The organism is Glacieibacterium sp., from assembly GCF_965200405.1.
GTDB lineage: Bacteria > Pseudomonadota > Alphaproteobacteria > Sphingomonadales > Sphingomonadaceae > Glacieibacterium.
Genome location: NZ_OZ241356.1, coordinates 139,307 through 160,996, shown reverse-complemented (window position 1 = coordinate 160,996; position 21,690 = coordinate 139,307). Strand labels below are relative to the sequence as shown.

Below are 21,690 nucleotides of genomic sequence, written 5' to 3'. Positions count from 1 at the left end.
CAGCGCGGCTTTTGTCACCCAAGAGTGCTGCATCGCACAACCATGGTTGCGGCGCCCGATGCAGCTTGGGCGCTTGCCACGGACAGGCCGGAAGAGGTCGTATGATCGCCATTGTCAGGATCGCGCTGACCCGTCCGCTGACGTTCATCGTCATGGCGATGCTGATCGCCATCGTCGGCGTGCTGGCGGCGCTGCGCACCCCGGTCGACATCTTCCCCAACATCGGCGTGCCGGTGATCGCGGTGGCGTGGAATTACTCCGGGCTGCCCGCCGACGACATGGGCGGCCGCATCATCGCCCCGTACGAGCGCGTCCTGACCACCACGGTCAACGACATCGAGCATATCGAGAGCCAGTCGTTGCAGGGCATCGGCGTCGTCAAGATCTTCTTCCAGCCGGACGCCGACATCCGCACCGCGACGGCGCAGGTGACCTCGGTATCGCAGAGTGTGCTGCGCCAGTTGCCGCCGGGCATCACGCCGCCGCTGATCCTCAACTACAGCGCCTCGACCGTGCCGATCCTCCAGCTGGCGCTACAGGGCCGCGGCCTCAGCGAGCAGCAGTTGTTCGACCTCGGCGTCAACCAGATCAGGCCGTCGCTGGTCACCGTGCAAGGCGCCGCCGTGCCTTATCCGTCGGGTGGCCGGCAGCGGCAGGTCCAGATCGACATCGACCCAACGGCGCTCCAGTCCAAGGGCCTGTCGGCGCAGGATATCGGCAACGCCATCGCGGCGCAGAACCAGATCAACCCGGCGGGCTTCGCCAAGATCGGCACCTACCAGTACAGCATCAAGCTCAACAACGCGCCGAACTCGATCGCGGCGCTGAACGACCTGCCGGTCAAGGTGGTCAACGGCGCGACGATCTACATGCGCGACGTCGCCAACGTCCGCGACGGCAGCGGCCCGCAGACCAATGTCGTCCATGTCGACGGGCGGCGCTCGGTGTTGCTGACGGTGCTCAAGAACGGCGCGACCTCGACGCTGGCGGTGGTCGACGGGGTCAAGGCGGCGCTGCCCAAGATCGCCGCGGGCCTGCCCGACACGCTCAAGATCGTGCCGATCGGCGACCAGTCGGTGTTCGTCAAAGGCGCGGTCACCGGCGTCGTCGTCGAAGGTGCCATCGCGGCGGCGCTGACCTCGCTGATGATCCTGCTGTTCCTCGGCTCGTGGCGCTCGACCGTCATCATCGCGCTGTCGATCCCCCTGGCGGTGCTGGCGGCGGTGGCGATGCTTGCGGCGTTCGGGCAGACGCTCAACGTCATGACGCTGGGCGGGCTGGCGTTGGCGGTCGGCATCCTCGTCGACGACGCGACGGTGACTATCGAGAGCATCGAATGGCATCTGGAGCAGGGCAAGCCGGTGATCCAGGCGATCCTCGACGGCGCCGCGCAGATCGTCGTGCCGGCGTTCGTCTCGCTGCTGTGCATCTGCATCGTCTTCGTGCCGATGTTCTTCCTGCCGGGCGTCGCGGGCTTCCTGTTCGTGCCGATGGCGATGTCGGTGGTGTTCGCGATGATCGCCTCGTTCATCCTGTCGCGGACGCTGGTGCCGACGATGGCGATGTACCTGCTGCGCCCGCACGCCAAGGGCAGCGACGAGCATGCCGCCGGCACCGCCGCGTCGCGCAATCCGCTGGTGCGTTTCCAGCGCGGCTTCGAACACCGCTTCACCCGCATCCGCACCGGCTATGGCCGCCTGCTGGAGCGTGCGCTGGCAGGCCGTGTGCTGTTCATGAGCGTCTTCATGGCGCTGGTGCTGGTGTCGTTCCTGCTGGTGCCGTTCCTCGGCAGCAACTTTTTCCCCAGCATCGACGCCGGCCAGATCACCATGCACGTCCGCGCCCCGGTCGGATCACGGATCGAGGATACGTCGGCGCAGTTCGACCGCATCCAGCGCCGCGTCCGCGAACTGATCCCGCCGGTCGACCTGGCGTCGGTGGTCGACAACATCGGGCTGCCGGTCAGCTCGATCAACACGATCTACGGCAATTCCGGTACCATCGGCTCGCAGGACGGCGACATGCTGATCGGCCTGCACGAGGGTCACAAGCCGACCGCGGACTATGTCGAGACGCTACGCCGCGAGCTGCCGAAAAGCTTTCCGGGCACGACCTTCGCCTTCCTGCCCGCCGACATCACCAGCCAGATCCTGAACTTCGGCGCCCCGGCCCCGATCGATATCCAGATCACCGGTCGCAAGGCGGCTGCCAATACCGCGCATGCCGAGCGCATCCTGCGCGCCATCCGCGGCATCCCGGGGCTGGCCGACGCGCGCATCCAGCAGTCGTCGCGCTCGCCGCAGCTCAACGTCGACATCGATCGCTCGCGGATCGGGCAGTACGGCCTGACCGAGCGCGACGTCACCAACAGCCTGGGCACGACGCTGGCCGGCACCGCGACCACCGCGCCGGTGTTCTTCCTCAACCCGGAGAACGGCATTTCCTATCCGGTCGTGGCGCAGACCCCGGAATACCGCATCGGCTCGATCTCCGACCTCAGCGGCGTGCCGATCTCAGGTGCCAACGGCACCGCGGCGCAGACGCTGGGCGGGCTCAGCACGATCCGGCGTTCCAACACCGCGCCGGTGGTCAGCCATTACAACATCCAGCCGGTCATCGACATCTATGCGACGCCGGTCGGCCGCGACCTGGGGGCGGTCGCCGACGACGTCAACGCCGCGATCAAGAAGCTGGAGCCGCAGGCCGGCAAGGGCGTGACGGTGACGCTGCGCGGCCAGTACACGACGATGCAGACCGCCTTCTCGGGTCTCGGCTTCGGCATCGTCGCGGCGATCCTGCTGATCTACCTGCTGATCGTCGTCAACTTCCAGAGCTGGCTCGACCCGTTCGTCATCGTCATGGCGCTGCCCGCGGCGCTGGCCGGGATCGTCTGGATGCTGTTCGCGACCGGCACGACGCTGTCGGTGCCGGCGCTGACCGGCGCGATCATGTGCATGGGCGTCGCCACGGCGAACTCGATCCTGGTGGTCAGCTTCGCGCGCGAGCGGCTCGACGAGCTCGGCGATGCGACCAAGGCGGCGCTGGAGGCGGGGATGGTGCGTTTCCGCCCGGTGTTGATGACGGCGCTGGCGATGATCATCGGCATGACCCCGATGGCGCTCGGCCTCGGCGAAGGCGGCGAGCAGAATGCGCCGCTGGGTCGCGCCGTCATCGGCGGGCTGATCGTTGCCACCACCGCAACCTTGTTCTTCGTGCCGGCGATCTTCAGTTTCGTGCACCGTCACGGCCGCACCCGGGCAGTCCCAGAGGAGCTTCGTCTTGCTCATGCAAACGCCTGATACCGACACGCGCGGACAGACCCGCAATCTGAAGATCGCCGGCGTCGTCGGGGCGATCCTGGCCGTCGGCGTGGTCGCATTCGGCATCACCAGCCGCAGCAATGCGCACCGCGAACTGGTCACCGTCGCCGCCGACAGTTCGGTGCCGACCGTCGATATCGTGCGGCCGAGCCGCTCGCAGGGCGGCGACGGGCTGGCCCTGCCGGGCAGCGTCCAGGCCTATAACAGCGCGCCGATCTATGCGCGGACCAACGGCTACGTCCGCCGCTGGCTGGCCGATATCGGCGACCGGGTCAGCGCCGGGCAGACGCTGGCGATCCTCGACGCGCCCGAGGTCGACCAGCAGTCGGCGCAGGCCCGCGCCGATTACCAGACAGCACTGGCCAACCAGTCGCTGGCCCGCAGCACCTCGGTGCGCTGGTCGGCGATGCTGGCCAAGGACGCCGTCTCGAAGCAGGAGACCGACGAGAAGGCCGGCGATTATGCCGCCAAGACCGCGATCGCCAACGCCGCGCTGGCCAACGTCAAGCGGCTGGGGGCACTTCAGGGCTTTACCAAGCTGAGCGCGCCATTCGCCGGCACGGTAACCAGCCGCTCGGCGCAGATCGGCGGGCTGGTCAGCTCCGGCACGGCATCCGCCACCGCGCTGTTCACGATTTCCGACGTCCACCGGATGCGGATCTATGTCCGCGTCCCGCAGGGCGCCTCCTCGCAGATCCACAAGGGCATGCACGCGACGATGACCCTGCCGGAATATCCCGGGCGCAGCTTCGATGTCGTGCTGGTGCGCAGCGCCGGGGCGGTCGACCTGCAGTCGGGTACCGTGCTGGTCGAGCTCCAGGCCGACAACCGCGACGGCGCGCTGAAGCCGGGCGCCTATGCCCAGGTGCGCTTCCCCGCCGTCGCGACCGCGGGCACGGTCCATCTGCCGGCCAGCGCGTTGATCTATCGGCAGGACGGCCCGACCGTCGCAATCGTCGGCAACGACGGCCGCGTGACCTTGAAGCCGATCACCATCGGCCGTGACGAGGGGCCGACCGTCGAGGTCATCGCCGGGCTGACCGGCAGCGAGCGCATCGTCGACACGCCGCCCGATGCTCTGGAGAATGGCGACCGGGTCAAGGCCTCGGCGGCGAGCGGTGCGGTTGCCGGGGCGGTGCATGCGAAGGGTTGATCGCGGCGTGCTCAGGTCCGCCGGCTACGCCGTCCTGCTGTCGTCGCTCGCATCCTGCTCGCTGGCGCCGCCCTATGTCGCGCCGACGACGGTTGCTCCGCCGGCGTTCAAGGAGGCCGGGTGGTCGACTGCGGCACCGGCCGATGCGACGCCGCGCGGCGCATGGTGGACTGTGTTTCGCGATCCGGTGCTCGACGCGCTGGAGGCCCGGATCGAAGGTGCCAGTCCGACCCTGGCGGCGGCGCTGGCGCGCTATGATCAGGCGCGGGCCAACGTCGACATCTTCGCCGCCGACCGGCTGCCGACCGTCACCGCCAATGGTGGGGCAAGCCGGCAACGGGTATCGGGCCTGCGCCCGCTGGGGTCCGGTGCTGCGGCGACCTACGGCACGCTGTCGCTCGGGGCGTCGCTGGATTACGAGATCGACCTGTGGGGCAGGGTGCGCAATAGCGTCCGCGCCGGGCGTGCCGATGCGCAGGCGAGTGCCGCCGACCTGGCCTCGGTCCGGCTCAGCCTGCAGGCCAGCCTTGCCGACGCCTATTACCGGCTGCGCGGCCTCGATGCGCAGGCCGAACTGCTGCGCCAGACGGTCGCCGCCTTCACCCGCGCCCGCGACCTGACCGCGACGCGCCATGAAGGCGGGATATCGTCGGGCCTCGACGTCAACCGCGCCGAGACGCTGTTGTCGAGCGCGCGTGCGCAGGTCTCCGACATCGCCAACCAGCGCGCCGCGACCGAGCACGAGATCGCCGCGCTGGTCGGGGAGGTCGCCTCCGCCTTCACCATCGCGCCGGTGGTGGTGCCGCTGGAGCCGCCGGGCGTCACCGCGGGCGTGCCGTCGGAACTGCTCCAGCGCCGCCCGGACATTGCCGAGGCGGAGCGCCGGATCTTCGCGGCCAATGCGCGGATCGGCGTGGCGCGGGCGGCCTTCTACCCGTCGCTGTCGCTTGGCCTAGGCGGCGGTGTCGAGGCGAGCGGCGGGTCGCTGTTCAGCACGCCCGCGACCTATTGGGCGCTGGGCCCGGCGGCGGCGCTGCTGACGCTGTTCGACGGCGGCCGCAACCGGGCGCGGCTGCGTATTTCCAAGGCGGAATATGCCGAGGTGTCGGCGAACTACCGCGAGACGGTGCTGGGCGCCTTCCGCGAGGTCGAGGACGGGCTGGCCTCGTCACGCAATTTGGCGACGCAGGCCGGCGACCAGCGCGATGCGGCAGCGGCGGCGGAGCGGACACGGGAGCTGGCGCTGACCCGTTACCGCGACGGAGCTTCGGATTACCTCGAGGTCGTCACTGCCCAGACCGCCGCACTCGATGCCGAGCGGGCGACGCTGGTGCTGCAGACGGTGCGGATGCGGACTTCGGTCGACCTGATCCGCGCGCTCGGCGGAGGTTATACCAGCTAGGCCGGCACGGCGCGGCGGCGGCGTCCCCGGAACCACGACAGCCAGCGCTTGCGCCGGCCCGGGCCGCGCGGCACGACACCGAGCACCGGGATGCCGCCGGTGGCGAACGCCAAATCCTCCTTGCCGAGCACCTCGCGGTCGGCGAGCCCGAGCACCAGCGTCGTCATCAGCCCGAGGCTCAGGCCGAAGATCAGCGCGAGGGCGCCGATGTTGAGCAGGTTGGGCGCCACCGGGTCCGGGTTGGCGATGACGTCGCCCATGACGACCAGCCCGCTCTCGCTGCGGGTCGATTGCAGCTGCATCTGCGCCGCTCCGGCCGCGAGCTTGTCGTACTCGCCCTGCCGCAGCTGGACCATGCGATAGGCCTGCGACAGGCGCGCCGAGTTGCTCGTGCTGCCGATGACGCGGCTGCGCTCGGCCGCCAGCGCGGCATCGGCACGGTTGATCGCGAGGCGGCTGTTGGCGATCTGGCCACCGGCCTTGGAGCGCGCCGCGACGTCGACCGCGACCAGTTGTGCCGACAGCCGGCGACGACGCTCGAGCATCGCCTTGTAGATGGGATTATCGGCACCGTACTGGGTGCTGGCCCGCTCGATCTGCAGGTCCAGCGTCAGCAGTTCGGTGCGCAGCTTCATCGACTCAAGCGTGCGCGGCGCTTCCTGCTCCGCCTTGACGTCGTTCCGGCTCGCCGCGAGACGCGCGTCGATCGCCTCCTGCGCGAGCGCGGGCAGGCGTTGCGCTTCGAGGTCGGCGCCGGCGCTGTTGGTGATGATGCCCGCCGCACGCTGCTCCGTCGCGAGCGACTGCTGTGCCGCGATCAGGCGCTGCCGAGCCAGGTCGGCGTTGCGCTGGTACATCTGGCCGCGACGGGCCGCACTCTCGGTCTCCAGCGCCAGGCTGGTCTCGATGAACGCTTCGCGCGCGACGCCGGCGATGGTCCGTGCCGCCTCGGGATCGGGCGCCTGGTAGACGATCTCCAGCGTGCCGCCACCCTGCAGCGGCTGCGCGATCAGGCTCTGCTGGACCCGTGCGGCGGCCCAGGCGCGGATGTCGCCGGCGCCCTCGGTGGCGTTAAAGGCGTCGATCACCGCCGGATTGTTCACCCAGCCCAGCTTGTCGACGATCAGCTCGCAGACGCGGGTGCTGGTCGCCAGCAGCGACTGGGTCCGCACATAGGGCTGCATGGTCTTGTCGTTGATCGTGCTGTTGTCGATCAGGTCGGGCTGGACGACCTGAAGCAGGACGCGCGCACGGGCCTCATAGGTCTTGGGCAGGCGCAGGCCGAACGCCATCGCTCCCCCGAGACAGGCCAGCGTGCACAGCAGCATGATCCACCGCCCCGCGACGATGATCTGCCATAGCTGCTTGATGCTCAACTGACGCACGCTCCCTGGACCGGGCTGCCAAACTCATGCCGGCTCCAGCCTTTTGGAGCCAAGCGTGACGCGGTTCAACACCTGTATCGCACACCGGTGCGAACAATGGCTTACCAAAACGGCGGCTGCTTCGGCGCTTGTGCCGCAGCGGGACTGCCGTAAGACGAGCCACGATGCGCAGATACGTCCAACGCCTGTTGCCGATGCTGGCCCCCGATCGCCTCGGCGGACAGACCGTCATGGCGTTCGGGTTGAAGATCTGGGGCGCCGCGGCGAGCTTTGCGCTGAGCTGGCTGATCGCGCATTCCTATGGCGCAGCCGGCAGCGGGCATTTCGGTATCGCCGTCACCACGGTCACCATCCTGTCCTATTTCGTCCTTGCCGGGCTCGACTACACGGTCATCCGGGTCGCCGCCGGGGACCTGCGCGAGGGCAAGTACGCCGAGGCGCGCGGTGTCGTGTTCGCCGGGGCTCGCGCGGTGGCGATCGTCGGCCCGGTCGTCATCGGCGTGCTGTGGCTGCTGCGCGAGCGGCTGGCCAACGACGTGCTGCACCAGCCGACGATGGTCGGCATGCTGGGGATCATGCTGTGGGCGGTGGTGCCGCTGGCGCTGCAGCGTGTCGCCTCCGCGGCGTTGCGCGCTTCCAACCGGGTATTGTGGTCGCAACTCATCGACGGACCGATCGGGACGACGCTGGCGATGCTCGGGCTGGCGCTGGCGGTGCTGACCGGCCATGCGACTTCGTTGCGGCTGCCGGCCTGGCTGTACGTCGCCGGCCTGACACTGGGCTGCGTCGCCGGCTGGATCACCTTCACCCGCGCTTCGAAGGACTGGCCCAGGGCGATCCGCGCGTCGTCGCTGCCGCTGATGCTGGCCGGGCTGCCGATCCTGGCATCGAACCTCAGCAACGTTTTCACCGAATGGTACACGACGGTATCGCTGGGCATCCACTGGTCGGCGGTAGTGGTCGGGCAGTACCGGGTCGCCTGGCAATTCGTCGCGTTGGCCGGGCTGGTGCAGGTCGCCACCGACACGATCATCGGCCCGCGCATCGCCGCCGCGGCGCGGGTCGGCGCCAAGGACGAGATCGCCAGCATTGCGCGCAAGTCGCTGATATTGTCGCTCGGCCTCGCCTCGCCGCTGTTCCTCGTCCTGATCTTTGCGCCGCAGACCGTCCTGTCGATCTTCGGGCCGGAATTCGCCGGCGGCGCGACCGCGCTGCGAATCCTGGCGGTCGGGCAGCTTTTCCGCCTCGCCTCAGGCCCCCTCGGCTCGATCCTGGTGATGACCGGCAACCAGCGCTGGGTACTCGCCTATGCGGTGTTCGGGATCGTGCCCTGCGTCATCCTGGTGGCGCTACTGGTGCCGACCTACGGCGCGATCGGCGCCGCGATCGCCACCGGGCTTACGGTCGTGATCCGCAACATGGCCGCGGCAGTCGTCGTCCACCGCGTCCTCGGCATCAAGCTGCTGTCCCGCAAGCGCGCCTAGCTTACCACAGGCTACGCGAGCGGCCCGAGATGTTGATGTACAGGAAGTCGCGCGCCAGGCCCTTGCTCAGCACCGGCGTGACGCCGTGATAGCTGTTGTTCTGGCAGGGGAAAAACACCCCGAGATTGGCTTTGGGAGTCAGCTTGGCGACCTGCTGGACGTCGGCCTCCTTGGGGTGGCGCTCGTAGGAAGTCACCGGCTTGGGCTGCTTGTGCTGGAAGATCAGCAGCTCGCCGCCCTCCATGCCGATCGCCTCGGCGTCGGTGAAATAGACGATCAGCGAGCATAGCCGGTTGGGCCGGTCGCAATGCGGTGGCTTGCGATAGCCGCCCATCGACTTGTGGATATCGAGGCGCGTGAACAGCTCGATCGGCTTGGCCGAACGCAGCGGGCCGAGCACCTTGTTGGCCAGCGTGAACGCCTTGTCGACCGGGCTGGCGGTCTCGGTCAGCTGGTCGCGGGGTTCGACATAGGCCGGATCGATATGCGACCGGCGCACGTCGATGCGCAGGCCGATATCGTCGAGATGGTCGGCGAAGACGTCGCGGAACGTGTCGATGAAACGCTCCGAATTGAGGAAGTCCGCGAACTCCGCCCAGGCCGGGGAGCGTGCCGTCAGCGTCTCGAAGCTGGGGTCGCCGCGGTAGATGTCGAAGCCCGAGCCTGTGCGGCTGCCGACCGAGCCATTGCTGCCCCGCTGCGTCTCGAAGATCTCGGCGCGCGGAAAGTCCGCCGCCAGCGCCGCGAACAGGTCGGGCGGCAGGATGTCCTGCTTGATGACGTGCGGAAACGGGGCCGCGACGACATCGTCGCGGGTAATGGTCAGCATGGCTGGCTCCGGGCACGGTTCATAGCGGCCATTTCGTTGGCCAGACTGGTGCAAAACGCAAGGATTTTCACGGTCATGGGTTCAAGGTTGGCCGGTGACGCGCCAGACCTTGTTGCCGACATCGTCCGCCACCAGCAGCGCGCCCTTGCCGTCGATGACGACGCCGACCGGACGGCCCTGCGCATCGCCGTTGGTCGCGAGGAAGCCGGTCAGCACCTCGACCGGCATGCCCGACGGCTGCGCCCCGGCGAACGGCACGAACAGCACCTTGTAGCCCGATTGCGGCGAGCGGTTCCACGAACCGTGCTGGCCGATGAAGGCACCCTGCGCGTAATTCGCCGGCAGCAGCGTCGCCCCGTCGCTGAACGCCAGCCCGAGCGACGCGGTGTGCGGCCCCAGCGCATAATCGGGCTTGATCGCCGCGGCGACGAGATCGGGCCGCTGCGGCTTGACCCGAACGTCGACGTGCTGGCCGTAATAGCTGTAGGGCCAGCCGTAAAAGCCGCCGTCCTTCACCGAGGTCAGATAGTCCGGCACGAGGTCGCTGCCGATCTCGTCGCGCTCGTTGGCGACGGTCCACAGCGCGCCGCTGGCCTTGTTCCAGGCCATGCCGTTGGGGTTGCGGATGCCGCCGGCGAAGATGCGGTGGGCGCCGGTCGTGCGGTCGATCTCCCAGATCGCGGCGCGGCCTGCTTCCGCCGCCATGCCGTTTTCGCCGACGTTGGAGTTGGAGCCGACCGTCGCGTACAGCTTGCTGCCGTCGGCGCTGGCGATGACGTTCTTGGTCCAGTGGTGATTGATGCGGCCGCCGGGCAGGTCGACCAGCTTGGTGCCGGCAGTGGCGATCGAGGTCGCGCCCGGAACATAGGCGAAGCGCAGGATGGCATCGGCGTCGGCGACGTACAGGTCGTTGCCGACCAGCGTCATGCCGAATGGCGAGTTCAGGCCCTTCAGGAACACCGTCCTGGTTTCGGCAACGCCGTCGCCGTCGACATCGCGGAGCAGGGTGATGCGGTTCGGGCTGGGCACCGTCGCGCCGGCCTTGCCCATGATGATCCCGGCCACCCAGCCCTTGATGCCCTTGCCGTCGTCGGGCTTGGGCGGCGAATTGGTCTCCGCGACCAGCACGTCGCCGTTCGGCAGGACATACAGCCAGCGCGGATGATCGAGCCCCTCGGCAAAGGCGGCGACCTTCAGCCCGGCCGCTGCGACCGGCGTGACGCCGGCGGCCCAGCCCTTGGCGGTCGAGACCTTCATCGTCGGAAACAGCGTCTTGTTCGGCGCGGGCAGCGTCGGGCTGGGACCATAGCCGGCGGAAATCGGCAGGGTCGCTTTCTCGCCGCAGCCGGCAAGGCTGAGCATGGCGGCGGAGAGCAGCAGGGCATTGCGCATAGTTCGATCGCTTTCGTTACGTCGGCGGCTGAACGAGCCTAGCGGCCCGGGCGTTCCGGCGACAGGGCGGCGCGGATCGCCGCGCGGACGCGGTCGGGCTGTTCCAGCGGCAGGAAGTGGCTGGCTCCGTCGAAGCGCTCGACGATCGTGCCGGGCCGCATCGCGCTGATGGCCGCTGCATCGACCGGCGCGACTGTCGATCCGATCGTCCCGTGCAGCAGCGCCAGCGGGCAGCGCAGGTCGCGGACGGCCGCCTCGACCTCATTGGTGACGGCGCGGAAGGTGGCCGACTCCCAGGTGGGGCTGCAGGCGAGTTCGACCTGGCCGTCCGGGCGGTCACGCATCCCGGCGGAGACATAGGCGGCCAGCGCCGCTTCGGGCCAGCCGCGGAAGACGCCGCGACCGCGCCAGTTATCGGCAGCAGCGGCCCGAGACGGAAAGAGCGCCCGGCGCTTCGCCGCCTGCTCGGTCATGTGGTTGTCGTGCGGCTGCCAGTCGGCGGCATGGGCGAGCGGCACGAACGCCGGCTCGATCATCACCACGGCGCTGGCCAGTTCGGGGCGGGTGGCGGCGAGCAACAGGCTGACGCTGGCGCCCATCGAATGCCCGGCGAGCAGCCAAGGCCCGGCCGCGCTGTAGTCGGCGAGGATCCCCGCGAGGTCGTTGCGATAGGTTGCCCAACTGTGCAGCGTCGCCGGTTCGGCGGGCAGGGTCGATCCGCCATGACCACGCAGGTCGCTGGCGACGATGTTGAACTCACCCGCCAGCGGCTCCAGCAACTGGGCATAGACCGCCGCGCACATGCCGGTGGCGTGGGCGAAATGCAGCCAAGGCTTGCCCGGTCCGGCGGCCAGCCACTCCAGCCGGTCGGGCGTCACGCCCAGTCCTCGGGGAACAGGCCGAACACCGCGGTATCGCGAATGTAGCCGGTCCAGGTCACCCGGTTGCGGCGCAGGATGCCCTCGCGCTGCGCCCCGAGCTTCTCCACCGCGGCCATCGAGCGGGTGTTGCGCGTGTCGACGCGAAACTCGATGCGCCGGATGCCTTGCGCGAAGGCGTGCTCGATCATCAGGCGCTTCAAGCGCCGGTTGGCGCCGCTGCCGCGCAGTCGCGGGTGGAGGAACGTCCCGCCGATCTCGACCACGGCGTTTGGCGCATCGTGCCAATAGGAGGAGCAGCCCATGATCTCGCCGCCGGCCACGATCGCGAACGGCAGGCGGGCCGGGATTCCGAACATCGAGTCGAAGGCCGGGTCGAACGCCGCGCCGAGCATCGAATAGGGGTAAATCTCCCAGATCTGCCTATCTGCGGCACACGCGGCGCGCAGGCCCTCGCGGTGTGCATGGGTCAACGGCTGCAGTTCGAGCTCGGCGTCTCGCAGTGCGACGTGCAGGCCGGTCACTTCAGTGCTGCGGCGATCTTCGCGGCGATCGGCGCCAGCGTCGCGACATCGACGGCATCCTTGCTGCCGGCCGGGAACTCGGTGTCCTTGACGCGCGGTATGATGTGGACGTGCAGGTGGAAGACGGTCTGGGCGCTGCCATTGTTCTGGACGATGGTGATGCCGTCGGGGTTGAGCGCGACGAACTCGGCGCGGACGATGCGCTGGACCACGGCCATGATGCGGGCGAGGTCGCGCGGGCTGACTTCGAGGAAATTGCGCGCGTGCGAGGTCTTGGAGATGACCAGCACATGCCCCGGTGCAGCGGGGTGATTGTCCATGAAGGCAAGGACATAGCGGTCCTCATAGACCTTCGCGACCGGCAGCTCGCCGCGGATGATGCGCGCGAACGGATTGGCGGTGTCGTAGGTCCCCGCCAGTTGCGGCGGCATCGGATCGGCGGTGCGCGCCAGCCCCACGCCCGGCAGCAGGAGCAGCAGGGCGACGGCGGCGCTGCGGATCATTCCTCGTCGTCGTCCTGGATCGAGGCGAGCGTCTTGACCGGCGTGACCAGGTCGCGCGCGATGTGCGGCTTCTTCAGGATCTCGTCGATGCGCGCGCCGGCGTCGAAGCTCTCGTCGCGGCGGAAACGCAGGTCGGGCGTGTACTTCGTCGCCAGGTGCCGCGCGACTTCGCCGCGGAGGTATTTCGCGTGGCTGGCAAGCGCCTTGATGATCGCCTGCTCGTCCACTTGCCCCAGCGGCTTGATGAAGGCGGTGGCGTGGCGCAGGTCGGGCGAGACGCGGACCTCGCTGACCGAGATGATGTTGCTGGTCAGCAGGTCGTCGCGCAAATCGCCGCGCAGCAGCACCTGGGCGAGCGCGTGGCGGACCTGCTCGCCGATGCGCAGCAGGCGGACCGAGCGGCCCTTTTCGTCGGGTCCGGACTTCACTTGGGCAGGTCCTGCAGCCAACCGACAACGCCCTCGATCAGGGCGATGCGGTGGTCGGAAAAACTATGGTCGGTCGGCATCGTCGTCGCCATGACGCGCGATCCCGGCTGGCCGGCGACGGCGGCGGCGAGCGCTTGGTTATCGGCGCCGATCCCGCGCGCCGCACCGATGTCGAGCAGCGGCAGCTTGGCCAGCGCCTTGGCGTCGCCGATCAAATTCCAGTCGCGCGCATGGGCGACCGCCTCGTCGACCAGCGCTTCCGGGCTGGTGCCCGCCAGTGGCGGCATGTTCTCGGCAAAATCGGCAAGTGCCTTGGCGCGGCCCTCGCCACCGAACTTGTTGGCGCTCGACCCGATGTTCCAGGCGTCGATCAACAGCAGGCCGCGCAGCGCCGGCGCCGGCTTGACCACGGGCTTCGCAGCCTCGCCCTTCTTCGGCGCCACGACCTTGACCGGCGTGACGCTGGCGGCGGCAACCTTGGCGGCCATGAAGCCGCCCATGCTGTGCCCGCCGACGACGATGCGCTTGATGTCGATACCGTTCTTCTCGGCGTTGGCGGGATCGCGCAGCCAGTCGAGCGCGACCTGAGCATCCTCCAGCGCATGCGCGAAGCTGAAGTCGCCCTTGCTGCCCCAGCTGCCGCGATAATGCAGCGTCAGCACGTTCCACCCGGCGCGGCGAACCGCCTGCGCCAGGTCGAGGTTCTGCTCATTGCCCGGAAAGCCGTGAAACAGCAGCAGCGTCGGATGGGCCCCCTCGCCCGCGGCGGTGTAGAGCACCGCGTTCATGCCGTCGCCGTGGCTCGGCATCACGAACGCCACGACGTTCGCCGGGTGGGCCGCAACTGCCACCGGATCCGCCGAGACGACGCTCAAGTCGCGCGCCGCCGCACCGCTGGCCAGCAGCGCGACGACGGCGAGGGTCAGCAACTTCATCGACTGGTTCAGAGCGTCCGCTCGCGCTGCTCGACTTCGAAGGTCTCGATGAAGTCACCGGCCTTGACGTCGCTCGACCCCTCCAGCGTGATGCCGCATTCGAGACCCGCACGGACCTCGGCGACATCGTCCTTGAAACGCCGCAGCGAGGCGATCGAGCCGTTGTAGATGATGACGTCGTCGCGGGTGACACGAGCACGCAGAGCCTTGCGGATGATGCCCTCGGTGACGCGGATACCCGCGGCCTTGCCGGTCTTGCCGGCCTGGAAGACGTCGAGGACCAGTGCGCGGCCAACGACATTCTCCAGGAATTCCGGCCCGAGCTGGCCCGCCATCGCCGCCTTCACGTCGTCGATCAGCGCGTAGATCACGTCGTAATACTTCAGCGCCACGCCATCGCGCTGGGCGATTTCGCGGGCCTTGGCATTGGCGCGGACGTTGAAGCCGATGATCGGCGCGCCGCTGGCCTTGGCCAGGGTGACATCGCTCTCGGTGATGCCGCCGACGCCGGCGAGCAACACCTTGGCGTTGATCAGGCTGGTCGAGATATTGTTCACCGCACTGGCGATCGCCTCGACCGAGCCCTGGGTGTCGCCCTTGATGACCAGCGGATACTGTTCGACCTTCGCCGCCTTCATCGCGGTGAACATGTCCTCCAGACTCGCCATCGGAGTCGAGTTGCGCTTGGCGTTCTCGAGACCGGCACGATAGCTCGCGACTTCGCGGGCGCGGGCTTCGGACTCGACGACGGTGAACGGATCGCCCGCCTTGGGGACGCCCGACAGGCCGAGGATCTCGACCGGCAGCGCTGGCGAGGCGGTCTTGATCTGCTTGCCCTGGTCGTCGACCAGCGCACGCGCCTTGCCCCATTCGGCGCCGATGACGAAGATGTCACCGACCTTCAAGGTGCCGCGCTGGACCAGCACGCTGGCGAGCGGACCACGGCCCTTGTCGAGACGCGCCTCGATCACGGTGCCTTCGGCGCTGCGATCGGGATTGGCCTTCAGTTCGAGCACTTCGGCCTGCAGCAGGATCTTGTCGATCAACTCGTCGAGACCGGTCTTGGCGGTTGCCGAGACTTCGACATCCTGGACGTCGCCGCCCATTTCCTCGACCTGCACGTCGTACTGCAGCAGCGCGGTACGGATGCGCTGGGCATCGGCACCCGCCTTGTCCATCTTGTTGATCGCGACGATCATCGGCACGCCCGCAGCCTTCGTGTGGGCGATCGCCTCGACGGTCTGCGGCATGATGCCGTCGTCCCACGCCACCACCAGCACGACGATGTCGGTGATGTCGGCACCACGCGCGCGCATCGCGGTGAACGCCTCATGGCCCGGCGTGTCGAGGAAAGTGATCTTCTCGCCGCCCTTGGTGGCGATCTGATAAGCACCGATGTGCTGGGTGATGCCACCGGCCTCGCCCTTGACGACATTGGTACCGCGCAGCGCGTCGAGTAGCGAAGTCTTGCCGTGGTCGACATGGCCCATGATCGTGACGACCGGCGGACGACCGACAAGATGATCGTCGATATCGGCGACGCTCTCCTGGATGTCGATGTCGGAGTCGGAGACGCGGACGATGTTGTGGCCGTACTCCGCCAGCACCAGCTCGGCAGTGTCCTGGTCGATTTCGTCGACCGAGGCTGCGGGCAGGCCGAGGCGAGCCAGCGAGCGGACGATGTTCGAGGTGCGCTCGGCCATGCGGTTGGCTAGTTCGGCGACGGTGATGCCGTCATCGGGCACGATCACGTCGCGAACCTGCTTGGCCTGGCTGCCACGACCGCCACGTTCCTTCTCGCGGGCCCGGCGCAGGGCGGCGAGCGAGCGGACACGGGTCGAGTCGTCGCTGTCGAGGGCAGTCTTGACGCTAAGGCGACCCTGGCGGCGATCGTCGCGCGCGCCGAGGCGGCCGGCCGGACGTGCCGCACCGGGCTTGCCGGGGGTACCGCGACGGCCTTCTTCCTCGTCGTCGACGATCGGCGTGACGCTGCCGGGCAGGCGACCGGCGGGGGCGGCCTTCTCCTCGGGCGGACGCAGGGCAGCTTCGGCCTCGGCCTTCTTCTTGTCCTCGAGCCGCATCTTTTCCATCTCGGCGGCTTCGTACTTCGCAGCCTCCTCGCGGACGCGGGCTTCCTCCGCCATGCGCATGCGGTCTTCATCGGCCTGGCGCAGCAGGGCAGCCTGGCGCTCCTGGCGGGTCAGCATGTCGGGCACGATGGGGCCGGACGGACGACGCTCGGGCGGACGCGGCGTCGCGCGAGCCGAGCGATAGGGTGGCGCAGGGGTGCGCGGCGTCGGCGTCGCGGCAGGCGCAGCGGCAACCGGCGCAGGGGCTGGTGCAGGCGCAGCGGCGACGGGGGCCGGCGTAGGCACTGGTGCCGGTGCAGGCTCGGGCGCGGCGGCAACCGGTGCAGGCGTCGGCTCGGGCGCAGCAACGGGCGTGGGCGCTGCAACGGGCTCGGGCGCCGGCGCGGGCTCGACCTTGGCGACCGGAACCGGACGCTCGACCGGAGTGAACATCACCGGCGGAAGGGCAGGGCGGGCCGAGGTGTCGGCAGGCAATGGCCGCGCGTCGACGATCGGTGCGGGCGCCGGGGCCGGTGTGGGCGCGGCGGCAACCGGTGCCGGGGCAGGCGCGGCGACGGGAGCAGGTGCCGCTACCGGCTCGGGCGCAGCGACAGGCGCCTCGACGACGGGATCGCCGGGCCGATGCAGAATGCGCTGGCGCTTGACCTCGACCACGACCTGCTTGGTGCGGCCGTGGCTGAAGCTCTGCTTGACCTTGCTCACTTCGATGGTCTTGCCCAGACCAAGGGGTGCGCGCGTGCCGAGCTTTGGCTTGTTGTCGTCACTCATACGTGAACCTGAAACCCTTCGTCATTCAGCGATGAATCCGTCATCGCGTCTTCGTCATCTTCCGTCGGCGGAATGTCCGCAGGCGGTATAGTCTCGTCTAGCCCACTGTACGCGCGCCAACGCGCTACAGCCGCCGTAACGCGTTCGGCAGCGGCGGTGTCGCAGACGGCGGCGTGTACAACATTTTCGCGTCCCAAGGCCAACGACAATCGCTCGCGACCCAGGGGCAGCACCAGCGTCGGGATTCCCCGCGCCTTGCGCCGCAATTTCTCGGTACCGTCGGTGGCGGCATCGTTGGCGTGGATGAGCAGTTTCGCCCGGCCGCTGTTCAGGGCATCGGCGATCCGCTCGCTACCCCAGATGAGGTGCCCGGCCTTGTTTGCCAACCCCAGGCCGTCGAGTGCACGGCGTTCGAGACCGCTAGCGATGCGCTCGCCGAGGTCGTCGGGTAGCGTGATCGCCTGGGTCTTGAACGCCCGGCGCAGTGCCCCGAGCAGCTTGCCCTTGGCCTGCGCCCCGTCGATCAGCGCGCGGTCTGGTGTCAGCCACGCGCCACGGCCCGGCGCGCGCGCGCCCAAATCGGGCGCGACGACGCCGTCCCCGTCGAGGGCCAGGCGGATCAGGCCACCGCGCGGACCATGATCGCCGCTGATGATACAGCGGCGCTCAGCGGCCTTTGCGGCAGCGACGTCAGCGGCGGTTACAGCCTTGGGGTGCTCATTCTGGGCCATCCGCAGGAGCGACCTCCTGCGTTTCGGCTTCTGGAGCCGCTTCGGCCTTGTCGGCTTCGGCGGCTGGAGCAGCTTCGTCGTCGAACCAGTGCGCGCGGGCCGCCATGATGATACGGTTACCGACTTCGTCACCCAGCTTGAAGGTCTTCAGGATACCAGTGCGCGGGTCGACCAGTTCGTCGGTCGCCAGGTCGCCGAGGTCGTCGAGCGTCTTGACGCCCTTCTGCCCCAGGATGACCAGCATCGCCTCGGTCAGGCCCTCGATCCCGGCGAGTGCGTCCTCGACGCCCAGCTCGGTGCGCTCGGCGCGGGCCTTCGACTCGCGGCGGTCGAGCGCCTCGGTGGCGCGGCTCTGCAACTCGGTCGCGAGGTCGTCGTCGAAGCCCTCGATCGAGGCGAGCTCGTCGAGTTCGACGTACGCGACTTCCTCCAGCTGGCTGAAGCCTTCGGCAACCAGCAGCTGGGCCAGCGTCTCGTCGACGTCCAGCTCGGTCTGGAACATCTCGGACCGCTCGACGAACTCCTTCTGGCGGCGCTCGCTCTCGTCGGCCTCGGTCATGATGTCGATCTGGCGGCCGGTAAGGGCGCTGGCGAGACGGACGTTCTGGCCGCGACGGCCGATCGCCAGGCTGAGCTGGTCGTCGGGGACGACGACGTCGATGCGGTTGTCCTCCTCGTCCATGACCACCTTGGCGACCTCGGCGGGCTGCAAGGCGTTGACGACGAAAGTCGCGACGTCGGGCGACCAGGGGATGATGTCGATCTTCTCGCCCTGCAGCTCCTGTACGACGGCCTGGACGCGGCTGCCCTTCATGCCGACGCAGGCGCCGACCGGGTCGATGCTCGAGTCGCGGCTGATGACGCCAATCTTGGCGCGGCTGCCGGGGTCGCGGGCGACCGCCTTGATCTCGATGATGCCGTCGTAGATTTCCGGGACTTCCTGCGCGAACAGCTTCTTCATGAAGTCGCCGGCGGCGCGGCTGAGGAAGATCTGCGGGCCGCGGGCTTCGCGGCGCACCGACAGGATCAGCGATCGGACGCGGTCGCCAGGGCGCAGGACTTCGCGCGGGATCTGCTGGTCGCGACGGATGACGCCCTCGGCCTTGCCCAGGTCGACGACGACGTGACCGAACTCGGCGCGCTTGACGACGCCGGTGATGATCTCGCCCTGGCGGTCCTTATACTCTTCGTACTGCCGGTCGCGCTCGGCATCGCGGACCTTCTGGACGATGACCTGCTTGGCGGCCATCGCGGCGATGCGCCCGAACTCGATGGGGGGCAGCGGATCGATGATGTAGTCGCCGATCGCCGCATCCGGCTTGAGCTTCTTGCCGTCGGCGATCGAGACCTGCTTGAAGAAATCCTCGGGCTCCTCGACGACTTCGAGAACGCGCCACAGCCGCAGGTCGCCCGACTTGGGGTCGAGCTTGGCGCGGATGTCATTCTCGACGCCGTAACGCGAGCGGGCGGCGCGCTGGATCGCCTCTTCCATCGCCTCGATGACGATCATCCGGTCGATCAGCTTCTCGCGCGCCACTGCATCGGCAATGGCGATCAGCTCGGCGCGGTTGGCGGTGACGCTCGGCGTGGCGGTCGCGGTGGCCATGGTCTAGTCCTCGTCGCTATCTGGGTCGTGGTCGTTCGCCGAACCTTCGAGTGGCTCGTCGTCTTCGAGAATGTCGTCGGCGTCGCTCATGTCGAGTGGCCGGGTGGCGTTGATCAGACGGTTGGTCAGCACCAGCTTGGCACCCGACATTGCCGCGAGCGGCACGCGGATGTCGCCGGCACCGGGGACCGTGACGATCGCCGCGTCGCCGTCGAGACCCTTGATGACGCCGGCGATGTGCTTGCGACCGTCGAGCGGCGCGGTAAGCTTGACGCGCACGTCATGCGTCTTCCAGTCGTCCCAGTCGTGCGGCCGGGTCAGCGGACGGTCGATGCCGGGCGACGACACCTCCAGCGCATATTCCTCCTCGATCGGATCGACCTCGTCGAAGATGTCCGACAGGCGGCGGCTCAGCTTGGCGCAGACGCCGATGCCGAGCTGGCCGGTGGCGGGGTCCTCGGCCATGATCTGGAGCGTCGCGGAACCCTTGCCGCCCTTCAACTGGACGCGCACGAGAGCGAGCCCCATGTCGGCAACGACAGGTTCGATCAGCGCGAGCAGGGCAGCTTGGTCGGTCAAATCAACAGCATCCGAACATAAACGATGGCGGCGGCGGCCGGAACGCTCCGGACCGACCTTACACCGGAATAACCATGTGGAAGATGACGGCGATATAGTCGCTTGGGGCGCCGGGGGCAAGCGGTCTGGCGCAGTGCGTCGTTACGGCGGACGCGGCGGCTCAGGCGTCCGATCGGGCGCGGGGGCGGAACAGCAGCGGCGCGACGGGAACGCCGTCGGCGACCAGGCTGGCGGCTTCGGCGCGCGTGGCCTCGCCGTAGATGCCGCGCTGCGGGGTTTCGCCTTCGTGCATCGAGCGCGCCTCGCTGGCGAAATCGCCGCCGACATAGTCGCAATTGGCCTCGACGCTCGCCTGCGCCTTGGCCAGCGTTGCCAGTGCGGCCTTGACCTGCATCGGGCTCGGCGTGACGGCGCGATTACCCTTCGACGGTACCGCGGGCGCCATTACCGCCTTGGCGATGCCTGAGTCGCCGCAGATCGGGCATTCGATCAGGCCGCGGCCGAGTTGCGCCTCATAGTCGCCGGTCGAGCCGAACCACGCTTCGAAGACATGGGCGTCGGTGCAGCGCAGGTCGAAGACGATCATGCCGGCAGCGCGAAGCTGCGCGCGTTCGCCAGCGCCGGGATCCGCCCGCGGGCTGCCGCGACCGCGTCGAGGTCGATGTCGAGCACCGCCAGCCCGGGGGCCTCGCCCATGTCGAGGAGCACTTCGCCCCAAGGGTCGACGACCAGCGAATGACCATAGGTGGCGCGGCCATCCTCATGCTCGCCGGTCTGCGCGGCGGCGACGACGAAGCTGCCGGTTTCGATGGCGCGGGCGCGGAGCAGGATGTGCCAATGCGCCTTGCCGGTCGGGCGGGTGAAGGCCGCAGGGACCGCGATGAGCTCGGCGCCGGCACCGGCCAAGGCATTGTACAGCGGCGGAAAACGCACATCGTAGCATACCGACAAGCCAAGCCGGGCCCAGGGCGTGGACGTCACCACAGCCTGCCCGCCCGGGGCATAGCCGGACGACTCGCGGATGCGCTCGCCGCTCGGCAGGTCGACATCGAACAGGTGGATCTTGTCGTACCGGGCGATGATCGCGCCGGTGTCGTCGATGACGAAGCCGCGGTTGACCGGCAAGTCCGCCGACTCCGCCGCCAGGACTGCCAGCGACCCGAGATGCACCCACAGGCGATGCTTGGCGGCTGCCTCACGCACCGCCGCCAGCACGACGTCGTCGGCTTCCGACCTGACCGCCGCCCGCATCCGATGACGGTCACGATCGAGCATCCCGCTCATTTCCGGTGTGAACAGCAGTTCGACGCCGGCTGCCGCGGCCTCGCCGATGCTTTCGACGAGCTGCCCGGCGCTGACCGCCGGTGAAATACCGGTGGTGGTCTGCAGGACGCCGATCCTGAGCGGCCTCACGCGTTGAGCAGCGCGTCGAGCTTGCCGGCCCGCTCCAGCGCCGCAAGATCGTCGCTGCCGCCGATGTGCCGGTCGCCGATGAACACTTGCGGGACCGTGCTCGCGCCGCCGGAGCGCGCCAGCATCTCGGCGCGGCGGGCGCCGCCCATGCTGATGTCATACTCCTCGAACGCCGCGCCCTTGGACTTCAGCAAGGACATCGCGCGGGTGCAATAGGGGCAGAAGAATTTGGTATAGACTTCGATCTTAGGCATTTACGCACCTCTCCTT

General features: G+C 68.6%; 19 protein-coding genes. 4 read left to right on the top strand and 15 right to left on the bottom strand.

Features of this window, described 5'->3' with window-relative positions; all coding sequences use genetic code 11:
- The first annotated feature begins 101 nt into the window (after positions 1 to 101).
- Genes ACOFKW_RS00655 through ACOFKW_RS00645 form a run of 3 tightly spaced genes read left to right on the top strand, consistent with a single transcriptional unit; the run spans position 102 to position 5,875 of the window.
- On the top strand, positions 102 to 3,299 hold the full coding sequence (locus ACOFKW_RS00655) for an efflux RND transporter permease subunit (RefSeq protein WP_419815425.1): 3,198 nt from the start codon (positions 102 to 104) through the stop codon (positions 3,297 to 3,299).
- Positions 3,286 to 4,473 carry an efflux RND transporter periplasmic adaptor subunit gene (locus ACOFKW_RS00650; protein WP_419815424.1) on the top strand — a complete coding sequence of 396 codons (1,188 nt, stop codon included), beginning with the start codon at positions 3,286 to 3,288 and terminating at the stop codon, positions 4,471 to 4,473. The genes ACOFKW_RS00655 and ACOFKW_RS00650 overlap by 14 nt, the downstream gene beginning before the upstream one ends.
- Positions 4,460 to 5,875, top strand: a complete 1,416-nt coding sequence (locus ACOFKW_RS00645; RefSeq protein WP_419815423.1) for an efflux transporter outer membrane subunit — start codon at positions 4,460 to 4,462, stop codon at positions 5,873 to 5,875. Before ACOFKW_RS00650 ends, ACOFKW_RS00645 begins: the two co-directional genes overlap by 14 nt.
- Here ACOFKW_RS00645 and ACOFKW_RS00640 read toward each other — a convergent pair.
- A complete protein-coding gene (locus ACOFKW_RS00640) occupies positions 5,872 to 7,251 on the bottom strand; it encodes a GumC family protein (RefSeq protein ID WP_419815422.1) in 1,380 nt (459 codons plus the stop codon). The genes ACOFKW_RS00645 and ACOFKW_RS00640 overlap by 4 nt on opposite strands.
- A gap of 173 nt (positions 7,252 to 7,424) precedes the next feature.
- Between ACOFKW_RS00640 and ACOFKW_RS00635 the strand changes: the two genes are divergently transcribed.
- On the top strand, positions 7,425 to 8,744 hold the full coding sequence (locus ACOFKW_RS00635; protein WP_419815421.1) for a lipopolysaccharide biosynthesis protein: 1,320 nt from the start codon (positions 7,425 to 7,427) through the stop codon (positions 8,742 to 8,744).
- A gap of 1 nt (position 8,745) precedes the next feature.
- On the opposite strand, the gene ACOFKW_RS00630 is transcribed toward ACOFKW_RS00635, so the two are convergent.
- The 14 genes from ACOFKW_RS00630 to grxC form a co-directional block, all read right to left on the bottom strand.
- A complete protein-coding gene (locus ACOFKW_RS00630) occupies positions 8,746 to 9,573 on the bottom strand; it encodes a 2OG-Fe(II) oxygenase family protein (RefSeq protein WP_419815420.1) in 828 nt (275 codons plus the stop codon).
- 81 nt (positions 9,574 to 9,654) lie between these two features.
- Entirely contained in the window at positions 9,655 to 10,965 is a 1,311-nt protein-coding gene (locus ACOFKW_RS00625; protein WP_419815419.1) for a PQQ-dependent sugar dehydrogenase, read from the bottom strand.
- 38 nt (positions 10,966 to 11,003) lie between these two features.
- The gene (locus tag ACOFKW_RS00620) at positions 11,004 to 11,843 is read right to left on the bottom strand and encodes an alpha/beta fold hydrolase (RefSeq protein WP_419815418.1); all 840 of its coding nucleotides are present in this window, start codon (positions 11,841 to 11,843) and stop codon (positions 11,004 to 11,006) included.
- Positions 11,840 to 12,367: a GNAT family N-acetyltransferase gene (locus ACOFKW_RS00615; protein WP_419815417.1), complete on the bottom strand. Its 528-nt coding sequence runs from the start codon at positions 12,365 to 12,367 to the stop codon at positions 11,840 to 11,842. Before ACOFKW_RS00615 ends, ACOFKW_RS00620 begins: the two co-directional genes overlap by 4 nt.
- Positions 12,364 to 12,870, bottom strand: coding sequence for an HIT family protein (locus ACOFKW_RS00610; RefSeq protein WP_419815416.1), 507 nt, complete (start codon positions 12,868 to 12,870; stop codon positions 12,364 to 12,366). Before ACOFKW_RS00610 ends, ACOFKW_RS00615 begins: the two co-directional genes overlap by 4 nt.
- Positions 12,867 to 13,298, bottom strand: a complete 432-nt coding sequence (gene rbfA / locus ACOFKW_RS00605; protein ID WP_419815415.1) for a 30S ribosome-binding factor RbfA — start codon at positions 13,296 to 13,298, stop codon at positions 12,867 to 12,869. Before rbfA ends, ACOFKW_RS00610 begins: the two co-directional genes overlap by 4 nt.
- Positions 13,295 to 14,233, bottom strand: a complete 939-nt coding sequence (locus tag ACOFKW_RS00600) for an alpha/beta hydrolase (RefSeq protein WP_419815414.1) — start codon at positions 14,231 to 14,233, stop codon at positions 13,295 to 13,297. The genes rbfA and ACOFKW_RS00600 overlap by 4 nt, the downstream gene beginning before the upstream one ends.
- Before the next feature lie 8 nt (positions 14,234 to 14,241).
- On the bottom strand, positions 14,242 to 17,091 hold the full coding sequence (gene infB, locus ACOFKW_RS00595) for a translation initiation factor IF-2 (RefSeq protein WP_419815413.1): 2,850 nt from the start codon (positions 17,089 to 17,091) through the stop codon (positions 14,242 to 14,244).
- On the bottom strand, positions 17,088 to 17,822 hold the full coding sequence (locus tag ACOFKW_RS00590; RefSeq protein ID WP_419815412.1) for a DUF448 domain-containing protein: 735 nt from the start codon (positions 17,820 to 17,822) through the stop codon (positions 17,088 to 17,090). Before ACOFKW_RS00590 ends, infB begins: the two co-directional genes overlap by 4 nt.
- Entirely contained in the window at positions 17,809 to 19,428 is a 1,620-nt protein-coding gene (gene nusA / locus ACOFKW_RS00585) for a transcription termination factor NusA (protein WP_419815411.1), read from the bottom strand. The genes ACOFKW_RS00590 and nusA overlap by 14 nt, the downstream gene beginning before the upstream one ends.
- Before the next feature lie 3 nt (positions 19,429 to 19,431).
- Positions 19,432 to 20,007, bottom strand: coding sequence for a ribosome maturation factor (locus tag ACOFKW_RS00580; RefSeq protein WP_419815410.1), 576 nt, complete (start codon positions 20,005 to 20,007; stop codon positions 19,432 to 19,434).
- A gap of 160 nt (positions 20,008 to 20,167) precedes the next feature.
- Positions 20,168 to 20,593: a DUF1178 family protein gene (locus ACOFKW_RS00575; protein ID WP_419815409.1), complete on the bottom strand. Its 426-nt coding sequence runs from the start codon at positions 20,591 to 20,593 to the stop codon at positions 20,168 to 20,170.
- Positions 20,590 to 21,420: a carbon-nitrogen hydrolase family protein gene (locus ACOFKW_RS00570; protein WP_419815408.1), complete on the bottom strand. Its 831-nt coding sequence runs from the start codon at positions 21,418 to 21,420 to the stop codon at positions 20,590 to 20,592. Before ACOFKW_RS00570 ends, ACOFKW_RS00575 begins: the two co-directional genes overlap by 4 nt.
- Positions 21,417 to 21,674 carry a glutaredoxin 3 gene (gene grxC, locus ACOFKW_RS00565; RefSeq protein ID WP_419815407.1) on the bottom strand — a complete coding sequence of 86 codons (258 nt, stop codon included), beginning with the start codon at positions 21,672 to 21,674 and terminating at the stop codon, positions 21,417 to 21,419. The genes ACOFKW_RS00570 and grxC overlap by 4 nt, the downstream gene beginning before the upstream one ends.
- Between the last annotated feature and the right edge of the window lie 16 nt (positions 21,675 to 21,690).